This is a genomic window from uncultured Parabacteroides sp., from assembly GCF_902493135.1.
Classification (GTDB): Bacteria; Bacteroidota; Bacteroidia; order Bacteroidales; family Tannerellaceae; genus Parabacteroides.
Genome location: NZ_CABUOD010000004.1, coordinates 125,478 through 138,269, shown reverse-complemented (window position 1 = coordinate 138,269; position 12,792 = coordinate 125,478). Strand labels below are relative to the sequence as shown.

11 protein-coding genes are annotated in these 12,792 nt (G+C 50.4%); 9 read left to right on the top strand and 2 right to left on the bottom strand.

Annotated features, from left to right (window positions below; translation table 11 throughout):
• Positions 1-131 precede the first annotated feature (131 nt).
• From RDN79_RS03300 to RDN79_RS03290, 3 genes are all read left to right on the top strand, one after another.
• Positions 132-1,619 carry a DUF4153 domain-containing protein gene (locus tag RDN79_RS03300; RefSeq protein ID WP_298551598.1) on the top strand — a complete coding sequence of 496 codons (1,488 nt, stop codon included), beginning with the start codon at positions 132-134 and terminating at the stop codon, positions 1,617-1,619.
• Positions 1,620-1,624: 5 nt separating this feature from the next.
• Entirely contained in the window at positions 1,625-2,863 is a 1,239-nt protein-coding gene (locus RDN79_RS03295) for a sugar MFS transporter (protein WP_298551597.1), read from the top strand.
• 124 nt (positions 2,864-2,987) lie between these two features.
• On the top strand, positions 2,988-3,836 hold the full coding sequence (locus RDN79_RS03290; protein WP_298551596.1) for a fimbrillin family protein: 849 nt from the start codon (positions 2,988-2,990) through the stop codon (positions 3,834-3,836).
• A 72-nt stretch (positions 3,837-3,908) separates the two neighbouring features.
• Here RDN79_RS03290 and RDN79_RS03285 read toward each other — a convergent pair whose 3' ends face one another.
• The gene (locus RDN79_RS03285) at positions 3,909-4,745 is read right to left on the bottom strand and encodes an OmpA family protein (RefSeq protein WP_298551595.1); all 837 of its coding nucleotides are present in this window, start codon (positions 4,743-4,745) and stop codon (positions 3,909-3,911) included.
• Between the two features lie 94 nt (positions 4,746-4,839).
• Between RDN79_RS03285 and nrfH the strand changes: the two genes are divergently transcribed.
• The 6 genes from nrfH to RDN79_RS03255 all read left to right on the top strand — a co-directional run bounded on the left by nrfH (position 4,840) and on the right by RDN79_RS03255 (position 11,046).
• Positions 4,840-5,430, top strand: a complete 591-nt coding sequence (gene nrfH, locus RDN79_RS03280; RefSeq protein WP_298551593.1) for a cytochrome c nitrite reductase small subunit — start codon at positions 4,840-4,842, stop codon at positions 5,428-5,430.
• Between the two features lie 24 nt (positions 5,431-5,454).
• Entirely contained in the window at positions 5,455-6,942 is a 1,488-nt protein-coding gene (gene nrfA / locus RDN79_RS03275; RefSeq protein WP_298551591.1) for an ammonia-forming cytochrome c nitrite reductase, read from the top strand.
• A 1-nt stretch (position 6,943) separates the two neighbouring features.
• Positions 6,944-8,182 carry a cytochrome c biogenesis protein ResB gene (locus RDN79_RS03270; protein ID WP_298551589.1) on the top strand — a complete coding sequence of 413 codons (1,239 nt, stop codon included), beginning with the start codon at positions 6,944-6,946 and terminating at the stop codon, positions 8,180-8,182.
• Between the two features lies 1 nt (position 8,183).
• Positions 8,184-8,978 carry a cytochrome c biogenesis protein CcsA gene (gene ccsA / locus RDN79_RS03265; RefSeq protein WP_298551587.1) on the top strand — a complete coding sequence of 265 codons (795 nt, stop codon included), beginning with the start codon at positions 8,184-8,186 and terminating at the stop codon, positions 8,976-8,978.
• A 23-nt stretch (positions 8,979-9,001) separates the two neighbouring features.
• Positions 9,002-10,312 (top strand): alginate export family protein, encoded by a 1,311-nt coding sequence (locus RDN79_RS03260; protein WP_298551585.1) that lies wholly within the window; start codon positions 9,002-9,004, stop codon positions 10,310-10,312.
• 68 nt (positions 10,313-10,380) lie between these two features.
• Entirely contained in the window at positions 10,381-11,046 is a 666-nt protein-coding gene (locus tag RDN79_RS03255; RefSeq protein ID WP_298551583.1) for a Crp/Fnr family transcriptional regulator, read from the top strand.
• A 16-nt stretch (positions 11,047-11,062) separates the two neighbouring features.
• Here RDN79_RS03255 and RDN79_RS03250 read toward each other — a convergent pair whose 3' ends face one another.
• Complete coding sequence (locus RDN79_RS03250; protein WP_298551581.1) at positions 11,063-12,610, bottom strand: ATP-binding protein; 1,548 nt, start codon at positions 12,608-12,610, stop codon at positions 11,063-11,065.
• Between the last annotated feature and the right edge of the window lie 182 nt (positions 12,611-12,792).

The window sequence follows — 12,792 nt, the reverse complement described above, 5'->3', positions numbered from 1 at the left end:
TTTGAAAATAGGATTGTTAAGGGAAGACGTTTATAGGAAAATATGGCAGAAAGCGAACCATTTTGGCATGTAAATAGTGACAGAAAAGCAATAACGCTTATCTTTATGGCCTAATCATAATTTTCGAAGGTATGAAAAGGAAAATAGAGGCTCTTCTCAAACGTTTGCAAGTAGCGGTGCGGCACAATCCGGCGGAGGTGGTTCTGTCCGTATTGTTTTGTTGTTTCGGTTGTGCGTTGTACGAGACTTCCTGTACAAGCCTGGCGGTTGTCGTTCATTATTTCCCGGTCTTGTTCTTGGTTACTTGTACCTTGAATTCGATGACGGTAGGATCAAGCTGGCGGTTTGCCTATTATCTGTCTGTGCTGTTCTTTATCCCGTTTTTCTGGGAGGAGAATGATTTCGGGTCAATTTTCTATTGGGTGACGCTTGTCGTGGTGCAACTGCTGTATCTGGTGTGTGACTGGAGACGGGATAATGACAGGTTTGTCAGGAAAGGACTTTGTTACCTTCGGGCGGTACTTTCTGCCGGATTGCTGGCTGGGATTGCCTGGCTGCTTTCCATTTCCATCTATTATTCGATCCAGTATATTTTTGAGATATGGCAATATGGCGAACGGCGGTTCATGGCCTATTCGTCCAGCATTGCATTTATAGGAATATTGCCGTTGTTGTTTCTCCTGTTTAACCGGGAGAAGGAGGAGAGTGCGAACAAACTGTTTGAAGTCTTGCTCAATTACGTGCTTTCGCCGGCCTTGCTGATATATGCGGTTATCTTGTATCTCTATTTTATCAAGGTGATCCTGTTGTGGTCCTTGCCCAAAGGAGCGGTTGCTTATATTGTCGTCAGTTTTGTTTCGGCTACCTTCATTCTGAAAAGTTGCCAGTCGTTTTTGGAGAGAAGATATTACGATTGGTTTTACCGCCATTCCGGTTGGGCTGTACTTCCGGCGCTGGTCATGTATTGGGTGGGGGCTTTCTACCGGATTAACCAGTATGGATATACGGAAGAGAGGGTATATCTGGTGGTGGTAGGCGCTATCCTGACGGGGACTGTCCTGCTGTTTTTTTTCCGGCGTACTGCGCATTATTTGTATGCGGCTGTGCTTGCTGCCGTTTTGTTGTCCTTAGTCACGTATATACCGGGCATAACGGCGGGGGATATAGAACGGGCCTCGCAGGAAAAGCGTGACAATTATCCGATTCCGAAAAGCCCGAATAATTATTATGAATATGTGACTATTACCGATTATTCACCTTTGGATGTTACGGGATATGAAACGCTTCAGACCGTCGGACGTTATGACGAAGGCGCGGTAAACAGCATGATGCAGATGGATACTTTCTATCTGTGCGATAAAAAACAACAGATCCTTTTTGAAGCGGAGAGAGATTCTTTGCTTTTCCGTCAGATGGAAAAAGCAGGGCTGGCTCCTGCCGATTCGATACCGGAAGATTTATATCCTGCAATCCTCCGGCTGGATCTGGATTCGGCCTTGTATGTGCTCGGCGAGATTTCCGTCTACCGCAGTTCTCCGGATTCGGCCTATACGGTCTCTTATATGGGAGGAGGCTATTATCTGAAAAAAAGAGTATCTTTGCCGACTCATAACAAATAGCAAGTATGAAAAAGAAGAATCAGAAAACTTTGTTTTCCGCTCCTGACGGGAAATCTTATCTTGTCCCGTTTATATTGATCACCAGCCTGTTCTTATTGTGGGGATTTGCCCATGGGTTGCTGGATGTATTGAATAAGCATTTCCAGGGTGTCTTTACGATGACGAAGGCGGAGAGCGGCCTTGTGCAGTTCTCCACTTATATCGCTTACTTCCTGATGGCACTTCCTGCCGGTATGTTTATGAAGCGGTTCGGATATAAGAAAGGGATCATATTGGGCTTATCTTTATTTGCCGCTGGGGCGTTTGCTTTTATTCCGGCAGCTTACTTGCATTCGGCTTCGCCGTTTTTGGTGGCATTGTTCGTGATTGCTTGTGGGTTGTGTATCTTGGAGACGGCAGCCAATCCTTATTCTACGATTTTGGGACCGAAGGAGTCGGGGGCGCAACGTCTGAATCTTTCCCAATCGTTTAACGGGTTGGGCTGGATATTGGGCCCGCTGGTAGGGGGAATGCTGATTTTCGGCGGGGCGGAAGATGATCCGTTCACCTTGACGAAACCTTATATATTGGTCGGATCGATCGTCTTGCTCGTAGCTCTGCTTTTCTTCTTCACCAGACTGCCGGAAGTGCAGGTGGAGGAAGAGGATACCCATCCGGATGAGACGGAGGTCGGAGCCGGGATGGGTGTGGTTTCCATGTGGAGGCATCCGCAGTTCGTCCGGGCCATTATAGCCCAGTTTTGCTATTGCGCTGCACAGACGGGGATTTTCAGTTTCTTCATTAATTATGTGACGGAGGCCGATGTTTCAATGACGAATATCGAGGCTTCGCGTATCCTGGCTTTCGGTGGAATGGCTTTGTTTATGATCGGCCGTTTGTCCGGCAGCTTTACGATGAAATGGATGTCTCCCGCCCGTCTCCTGATGTGGTTTGCCTTGGCTGATGCTGTCTGCATGGCGTTGGTTGTGGTTTCTATCGGCACGATTTCTTTGTATGCGCTTTATCTCTCATTCTTTTTTATGTCCATCATGTTCCCGACAATCTTCGCACTGGGGCTGGAAGACATGGGCGTCCATACCAAAAAAGCCTCTTCCTATATCGTCATGGGAGTAGCCGGCGGTGCTTTCGCCCCGATGCTGATGGGCTACATCGGCGCCGATAACATGGCGATAGGTTTTGTGATTCCACTGCTGGCTTTCCTGTATATCCTGTACTTTGCGTTGAGGTGCAAAAGAACGGCATGAAAGAAAAGGAGAATGAACGTGCTAAAATGTAGGTATAACCTTCTTTTTGGGCAATTATATATTATAATCAACTGCTATTTGTAAATAAGTGCTACATTTGTCGAAACAAATAAATTTTATTATTATGAAGTTACTTCAGTATTCTATGGTCATTTTGGCATTGTTGGCCTTTTATGCTTGTTCGGATGATGATCCGGACATTCCAGAAACCTCGAGTGCAATAAACTTGAAAACATCTGCCACTTGGCTGCGATCGGAAACGCCTGTCGGTGTTTTGCTATTGGGAAAGGATGCTGCAGCAGAAAATCAAATGAATAAAAAGTATGAAGCGGAGCGGGATGAAGACACGTTCTATTTAAAACCTACGGATGTCACGAATGCTATTCTGCTGCCAGCCGATGGTTCGACATACAGTGTTTTCGCTTATTATCCGTATTCTGATCAACTGGATAAGGTTAAACAAACACTCCCAATAGATCTTACGAACCAAGGAGAATGGTATGAGATGGGATTTAAGACAAGTACTGGTGTTTTCGTATCGGCTCCTGTTGATACGGCTGTATGGGTAGACTTGAAGGATTGCCTCTCTTCGATAAGAGTATCTGTTCGCACATTAAAGGGGGATGTTACGGAAGTTGTTAAATTGACGAAAGATAATATATCTGTGTCTAATGTCGCTTTATCGGGAAGTTATTCTTTTAAAGATAATAAGTTTGTAGATAAAAATATTTCTGAGAAATATTCCTTTTCTCTGTTTGACGATGAAGGAGCAGCGAAAGGAGTTTTTTTACCGGGAGACGAGGCCATTGCGATCACTTATAAAGATGAAAACGGAAAGATATTTACTCTCACGCAGATAGATGGTATCGGTATAGATGAAAAAAAGGATATCCATTTGGTTGCCGGATACAGGCTATATATCATAATGACGGTAAAAGCCGGCCAGATGGAGGCGGTCGTTTCCGGTGAATGATCAGGATCGATTGAATTTAAAAGGAAAGGGGAGACGGGTGCTTGCAGGCAACGTTTCCCCTTTTTTATATTCTTACTGGTTCAACATTTGGTATAACTTATCCAACTTCGGAGCCATGATGATCTCCGTACGGCGGTTTTTGGCACGGCCGTCGGCAGTCTCATTGTCGTCAATCGGCATGAATTCGCCACGGCCGCACGGTTGGATCTGCAACGGATTGACACCGTAGTCTTTTGTCAGGATGCGGACGACCGAAGTGGCACGGATGACACTGAGATCCCAGTTGTCTTTGAACTGGGCGGTGTTGATCGGCTTGCTGTCGGTATGCCCTTCGATATAGACGTCGATGTCGGATTGCTTGTTGAGGACTTCAGCGAGCTTGGCCAAAGCCTCCTTTCCACGTTTGTCGACACGGGCGCTTCCCGATTCGAAAAGAAGTTTGTCCGACATGGCAACGTAGACTTTCCCGTCTTTCTCGCGAACGGTCAGCTCGTCGCTGCTGAACCCTAAGAGAGCGTCCTTCACGCTGTTGAGCAAGTTCTGTACCCGTTCGGTCTGGGCGTTGATCATGTCCTGCAGTTCGTTGATCGTACGTTCGCGTTCATCCAGTTCGCTCATCTTCTGGCTCAGGAGTGAGTTCAGCTTTTCCTGCTCCGTCATATTGGTGCTGAGCATACTTTGATAGTTGCGGATGTTCTTGCCCATGCGGGACGTGTCCCGTTCAAGTGCGGCAAGACGCGAAGTGAGGCCGTCGTTGTCATCGCGGCAGTTCACAAGCTGGTTCTGCAGGTCGTCTCCCCGGGCGATGGCTTCCAGGCGTCCGTTCTCGGCCAGCAGGTACTTTTTCTTCGTTACACAAGATGTGCAGACAAGCAGTGCGGAGACTGCTACTAATAGAACCTTTTTCATTTTGTCGATAATTTTAGCGAATGTAATATTTATTACACATTACTTGTATCGGGTTTAGGATATTTGCAAATAATTAAACTATAATTAAGGCAGTATGAAAATAAGAGAAATAATGGACACGGTACTCCCCACGCGGCGGGCGAGGTTGTTCGCTGTCGTAGCAGCGGGAGTCGTGTGTGGTCTCGGAGCCTATACCGTCTTTGCCTCCAGAGCTTGGAGTTACCTGTCGGATGATCCGTCAGGTTGTGTGAATTGCCACATCATGGCTCCTTATTACGCCACTTGGAACCACAGTTCGCATAGTCGCAACGCCACCTGCAACGATTGCCACGTACCCCACCAGAGCTTCGCCAGGAAATGGCTTTTCAAAGGTATGGACGGCCTGCGCCATGCGGCGGTTTTCACCATGCGCGGCGAGCCTCAGGCCATCCAGGCACTTGACGGTAGCGGCGAGGTCATTATGGACAACTGTATTCGTTGTCATACGCAACTGAACACCGAATTTGTCAGCACCGGCCGTATCGACCACGAGATGGCGCTCGCCGGGGAGGGGAAAGCCTGCTGGGACTGTCACCGGGACGTGCCTCACGGAGGGACGAACAGCCTGTCGTCCACCCCGAACGCCCTCGTACCCTATCCGAAGACGAACACGCCGCAATGGCTGAAAGATATGCTTACAGAATAACCGATAAATTAAAATGCAACAGATATGGAAAAAAGATTAAAATCATGGCAAGGCTGGTTATTGTTCGTCGGGACAATGGCCGTAGTTTTTGTTTTAGGCATGCTGGCCTCCTCCGTCACGGAGAGAAGGGCGGAGATTGCCAGCGTCATCAATAACAAGAAGACCGAGATAAAAGACGTTGAAGGAAGAAACGAGATGTTCGAACCGAACTATCCGCGTGAGTACCAGACCTGGACAGAGACGGCAGACACCAGTTTCAAAAGCCTCTACAACGGCAACCAGGCTGTGGATGTCCTCGGACAGCGTCCCAATATGGTCGTCCTCTGGGCCGGTTACGCGTTCTCCAAAGACTATTCGACCCCGCGCGGCCACATGCACGCGATCGAAGACATGCGTCACACCCTTCGTGTCGGTTCTCCCATGACGGAAGAAGACGGCGGTCCTCAGCCCGCCACCTGTTGGACCTGCAAAAGCCCCGACGTGCCCCGCATGATGCAGAGCATAGGAGCCGAGAACTTCTATAAAAGCAAATGGTCCGCTATGGGAAAGGAAATCGTGAACCCGATCGGTTGTGCCGACTGCCACGAGCCGGAGAACATGAACCTCCGTATCAGCCGCCCCGCCTTGGTCGAAGCTTTCCAGCGGCAGGGAAAGGATGTGACGAAAGCCACCCAGCAGGAAATGCGTTCGCTGGTCTGCGCACAATGCCACGTGGAATATTATTTCAAAGGCGACGGCAAATATCTGACCTTCCCTTGGGATAAAGGTTTCACGGTGGAAGATATGGAAGTCTATTACGATGAGGCAGGCTTTTTCGACTACAAACATAAACTCAGCCGTACCCCGATCCTGAAAGCCCAGCACCCGGATTACGAACTTTCGATGATGGGTATCCACGGACAGCGTGGTGTCTCCTGTGCCGACTGCCACATGCCTTACAAGAGCGAAGGTGGGGTGAAGTATAGCGACCACCACATCATGAGCCCGCTCGCCATGATCGACCGCACCTGCCAGGTCTGCCATCGCGAAAGCGAAGAAACCCTGCGTAACAACGTCTACGAACGCCAGAACAAGGCCCGTGAGATGCGCGACCGCCTGGAAACCGAATTGGCAAAGGCCCATATCGAAGCCAAGTTTGCATGGGATAAAGGGGCGACCGAAGAACAGATGGCCCCTGTCCTGCAGCTGATCCGCCAGGCACAGTGGCGTTGGGACTTCGGAGTCGCTTCGCATGGAGCCGCTTTCCACGCCCCTCAGGAAATCCAACGTATCTTAGGCAACGGGACAGACAAAGCCCTGCAAGCCCGCTTGGCGGTCTCGAAGGTGTTGGCGAAATTAGGTTATACGGACGACGTCCCGATGCCCGACCTGTCGACCAAAGAGAAAGCCCAGCAATACATCGGCCTGGATATACCTGCCGAACGCGCACAGAAAGAAAAATTCCTGAATACAGTCGTTCCGAAATGGCTTGAAGAAGCCAAAGCAAACAACCGTTTGGTAAAAAACAGCTGATATGTGGAATAGACCCTGGAGATATGCGGAAGGTTGCACGATAGGCGCCGGTTTATTGATCACCGGCTTCGTCCTGCAACTCACGACCGGCAAGGTGGACGCCGCCTTGTTCCGGTATCCCGTCAACCTGTTGGCAGGCGGCGCATATCTTGTTCTGATCCTCGTCCTGCATCTTCTGAGCCGGAAAAGCGCCGTCCTGCGTTGGTTCTCCGGTTTGGAAGCGAGTATAACATCATTGTGTTTTTGGTTGGTATTAGTCGTTCTGATGGGGCTTACTCCGCAAGTAGCCCCTACGGAACTCCCTTCCGGGGGACTGATCGACCGCCTGGGGTTCAACCGGATGACCACCTCCTGGCCGTTCATGCTCCTGTTCCTTTACATGCTGACGATCTTAGGACTGGTGACCTTGCGCCGGTTGTCCCGCTTCCGGCTGAAAGACCTCCCTTTCGCCCTGAACCACGCCGGCCTGTTCATCACGCTTTGGGCGGCGATCTTGGGAAACGGCGACCTGAGACGCCTGCGCATGCCCGTGACCGAAGGAGCCGCCGAATGGCGTGCGACGGACGATACCGGCGCATTGGTCGAGCTCCCGCTTGCCATCGAACTGAAATCATTCACGATCGACGAATATCCGCCTAAACTCATGGTGATCGATAACACGACGGGCAAAGCGCTACCCGAAGGACAGCCCGCCAACCTTTTGGTGGAGGAAGTCCCCCTTTCAGGCCATCTGTTGGACTGGACGCTGGAGGTGACCGATTTCATCCCGATGGCTGCTTGCATAGCAGACAAGGACACGGTGAATTTCGTCGGCTTCCAGACCGAAGGAGCGACCTCGGCCCTCTATGTGAAAGCGCTGAACCGTAAAGACGGAAGCCGCCGCGAAGGTTGGGTTAGTTGCAGGAATTACATGTTCCCTTACGTCACCCTGCCCCTTGACGACGCAGCCGTACTCGTCATGCCCGAACGCGAGCCGAAACGCTTCGCTTCGGAGGTGACCGTCTACACACAAGACAAACAAAAGAAAGACGCCCTGATCGAAGTCAACAAACCCTTCTCCGTCGCCGGCTGGAAAATCTATCAGCTCAGTTACGACGAGACGATGGGGAAATGGAGCGAAACGAGCATCTTCGAACTGGTGCGCGACCCCTGGCTACCGGTAGTTTATACCGGAATCATCCTGATGCTGGCGGGGGCTGTCTGCCTGTTCATCTATGCACCGAAGAGAAAGGAGAATTGATATGGATTGGAGTCATTTTATCTATTTTGCATTCCCCGCCCTGCTCTGTTGGGGAGCAGGCGCTTGGATGGCCTACCGTCCCGAACGCTTCGGGCGTGCCGTTGCTTTCAACCTGTTAGGGTTGGCCGTCTTTTTCGCCTTTATCGTCGGCATGTGGGTCTCGTTGGAACGTCCTCCCCTGCGCACGATGGGCGAGACGCGCCTCTGGTACTCTTTTTTTCTTCCGGTAGCCGGATTGATCACCTATGTCCGCTGGCGGTATAAATGGATCCTCTCGTTCAGTACCCTGCTTGCCGGTGTGTTCATCTGCATCAACCTACTGAAACCGGAAATACACAACAAGACGCTGATGCCCGCTTTGCAAAGCGCCTGGTTCGCCCCGCACGTCATCGTCTATATGTTCGCCTACGCTGTGTTGGGTGCTGCCGCCATCTTCGCCCTCTACCTGCTTTTCCTGCGGAAAGGAGCCGGGATCGGCTGCGACCGGATGGACCTCTGCGACAACCTCGTCTATGTGGGAACCGCTTTCCTGACTATCGGGATGCTGTTCGGTGCTCTCTGGGCGAAGGAAGCCTGGGGGCACTACTGGAGTTGGGACCCGAAAGAGACTTGGGCCGCCGCGACCTGGCTGGGCAACCTTCTGTATATCCACTTCCGGCTCCATCGGCAGGCATGCCACCGGACTGCGCTCGGATTGCTGCTTCTCTCGTTCGTCCTCCTTCAGGTCTGCTGGTTCGGAGTGAACTACCTGCCGTCCGCGCAAGGCAAAAGCGTACATACCTATAATATAGAATAGTCATTAACTTAAAAATAAATTGTATGAAGAAACTTATGTGCATACTCTCCGGGCTTGTCCTTTGGAGTTCCGGCCAACTCCGTGCCGAAGAAACAGAAAAAAGCGATGCGAAGGAGAACACCTTCTCCATGAATATCCAGATACGTCCGCGGGCGGAATATCGCAACGGCGTTCTCTTCCCCCGTCATAAGGGTGACGAGGCGACGGGCTTCATCAACAACCGCGCACGCCTCACGATGAACTACGAGCGCGACAACCTCTCGATCGGACTTTCCGCCCAGCACGTCGGCGTATGGGGGCAAGACCCGCAGATCGACAAGAACGGCCGCTTCATCCTCAACGAAGCCTGGGCACAACTCGACTTCGGGCACGGCCTGTTCGCCAAGCTCGGCCGCCAGTCTTTGGTTTACGATGACGAACGCATCCTCGGCGCACTGGACTGGAACGTGGCCGGACGCTACCACGACGCTCTCAAGTTGGGGTATCAGAATGCCGATAACCAGCTTCACCTCATCCTCTCTTTCAACCAGAACGACGAGAAAACGATAGGCGGGACCTACTACGCGCCCGGCGGACAGCCCTATAAGACGATGCAGACACTTTGGTACCAACATAAGTTCACCCGGGACTTCCGCGCCTCTTTCCTCTTTATGAACTTAGGTATCGAGCCGGTAAGTCCCGAAGAGAAAAAGGCCGATACGAAGTACATGCAGACCCTCGGAACGAACCTCTATTACCTGCCGGGCAACTGGACCTTCGGCGGAACCTTCTACTACCAGTTCGGCAAGACCGTTGCCAATCGCGACATTTCCGCCTTCATGTGGGCCGTCAATGCCGCCTGCCAGATCGATCCGCACTGGAAGATCGGCATCGGCAGCGATTACCTGAGCGGCAACGGCAACGACCCGGACGGGAAATACAAGGCTTTCGACCCTCTGTACGGAACTCATCATAAGTTCTACGGAGCGATGGACTATTTCTACGCCTCCAAATTTATCGACAGCAACATGAACCCGGGCTTGTGGGACAACCAACTGTCCGTCGCCTACAAACCGTCGAAGAAAGTAAACCTCTCGCTGGCCTACCACTACTTCTCGATCACGAGCGATGTCGAGCTTCGACACGGCGAAGATGCCGGCCGCGGCTTGGGATCGGAACTCGATTTGCAGGTGGACTGGCAGATCATGAAAGATGTGAAACTCTCCGCCGGCTACTCGACGATGCTTGCCGGGGAAACGATGGAAGTCGTGAAAGGCGGCAGCAAGTCGAGCTGGCAAGATTGGGGATGGCTGTCGTTAAATGTCAATCCGCGCGTATTTATGACGAAGTGGTGAGCCGTTTAGTTCGGGAAATGTCCTATCTTTGCCGGACAGGAACGGATCTGGTACTAAACACAAAAGATATGGACATTCACGATATATTTAAAATTCCGCTCTTCAGGGGTTTTACCCTGAAGATGCAGGAAGAACTGCTCGACAAGCTCGAATACACGATCGACCATTACCCGAAGGGGATGACGATCATACGGCAGGGAACTGCCTGCAACGCCCTGCACATCCTGTTGGAAGGAAAGCTCAATGTGGACGTGACGGACGTGTCGGGCAATATTGTCCGTGTCGAAGTCATCCAGGCACCCCGCACCTTTGCCACTCCGCATATCTTCGCCGAGAAGAACCAGTTTCCCGCTACCTTTATCGTCGAAGAAGAAGTCACCCTCGTACGTGTGGCTAAAGCCGATTTTTTTACATTGATGCACAGCATGCCGCAACTCCTGCACAATTTCCTTTGCGTCAGCACCAGTTGTAACCGTTGCACGATGACGCGCCTTCGCGTCCTTTCGTTCCGGGGCATCCGCAGCCGTTACATTTATTATCTGCTCGACCACCTGAAAGACGGTTCGGACGTTGTCGAAATGGAGCATAACCAGGTACAGCTTGCCGAATACTTCGGCGTGACGCGCCCTGCACTGTCCAAAGAGATCAACAAACTTGTCGACAGCGGCTTTATCAAGATTTCCCGCAACAAAGTCCACATCCTGAACAAGCAGGCATTGACCTGCATGTTGTGACTCTTTCATGTTTAAATCATTTCACGATCCAGCTTTCGATATTTCGTGTCTTAAAGCTGAAGTTCACGCCGATTTTATACAGTCGGCGCGAATCGCCGGCGAACGGCAGCGCGTACCCCTTTTCTTCGATCTGGCGTAATGCTTCCTCGGCGGTACCTTCCAGTTTGAATTCCATTATATATATGTAGCGGTCTGTTTGCAAGACCAGGTCGACGCGTCCTTGCGATGTGTGATATTCTGCTTTCACATAGAAACCGGCCAGCTTGAAGACGATGAAAAGCACATTCTGGTAATGCACTTCCAGATCCCGGATCAATTCGTAAGGCGTATCGGCAAAGAAGTATTGCAGGCGGCGGAAGAATGCGTCGATCTCTCCGCCCCGGATTTCCTGGACGAAACGTTGTATCTCAAATGCCGAATCTACGGCGTTTACGGATGTGTAGAAAGGCAGCAGGTAATTGATGAAACCCTCTTCCACTTCTTTGTTAGGGAAGCCTAACCGGTAGATGCCGAATTCCTTATCATATCCTTTTATTGTCAGGTAACCGCTTTGGTAAATGACCGGGATGGGGCTTAAAGAGTTGGCGTCGATGCTGTTCAACACGGCGGAGCTGGTTTGTTCGTGTGCCATTTCATATAGGTTGTAATGGCTTTTCTTCAATAACGCCACCAAATAGGAAGGCGTTCCGGTTTCGAACCAGTAGCTGCCGAACTTCATCTTGGCAAAAGTATTTAACAAGCTGAAAGGATTGTATATCCCTTCCGAGTCTTCTACAAAATGATAGCCGTCGTAACGAGCTTTCAATTCTTTGCAGGCCTGTTCATAATTAATCTTTAGATTGTCTGCAAGTTCATGTAGTTCCTCTTCGAAGTTGACATGGATTTCTTTCTCTGTAATGCCGCAAATATCGATGTACCGGTCGTCCATCGAAATATCCATCAGATTATTCAAATCGCTGAACACGCTGACTTTCCCGAACTTGGTCACCCCCGTAAGCAGGGCGAACTTGATGCACCCGTCTTTGGATTTCATCACTCCATAGAAAGGCTTCAATGTATTGCGGAATTTTTCCTGCAACTCCTGATTGGTGATGGCCTGGAGCAATGGTTTGTCGTATTCGTCGATCAATATGGCAACACGTTGGCCGGTCTGTTCGTAAGCCCGCTCTATCACACCGGCAAAACGCAACGCCAGACTTCTTTCAGCCGGATCAGCCCCGTACAGTTTTTCCCAGGCAACCAGGCTGCGGTTCAGCATATCTTCCAGATCGCTTTCCTGCTCGTATTGGGAAATATTCAAATCGATATGAAGCACCGGACGCACGATCCATTCCTTTTCCTTTTCTGCAATCGCGAGTCCATCAAACAACTCTTTCTTTCCCTGAAAGTAGGCTTCGAGTGTAGAAATCAGCAGGCTTTTCCCGAACCGTCGGGGGCGGCTCAGGAAATAATAACTTCCCGTTTTTACTAATCGGTGAATTAAATCAGTTTTGTCTACATAAAGAAAGTCATTACGTCTGATCTTTTCGAAATTCTGTATGCCGATGGGATAAAGCTTTGCCATATACTTCCGATTAAATTAATTACTACACAAAGTTAGGAAAATATGGTGTAATAACCTCTATCCCCAAAGGCTTTTTTAGAAAGAACAGCGGCTTCCGGGCATTCTGATTGGATGCGATAGAAAATCCCATAGGCATCCCTTTCCTGTTCCCTTAGTGGGAAACTACGGTTTCCTAAGTGGGA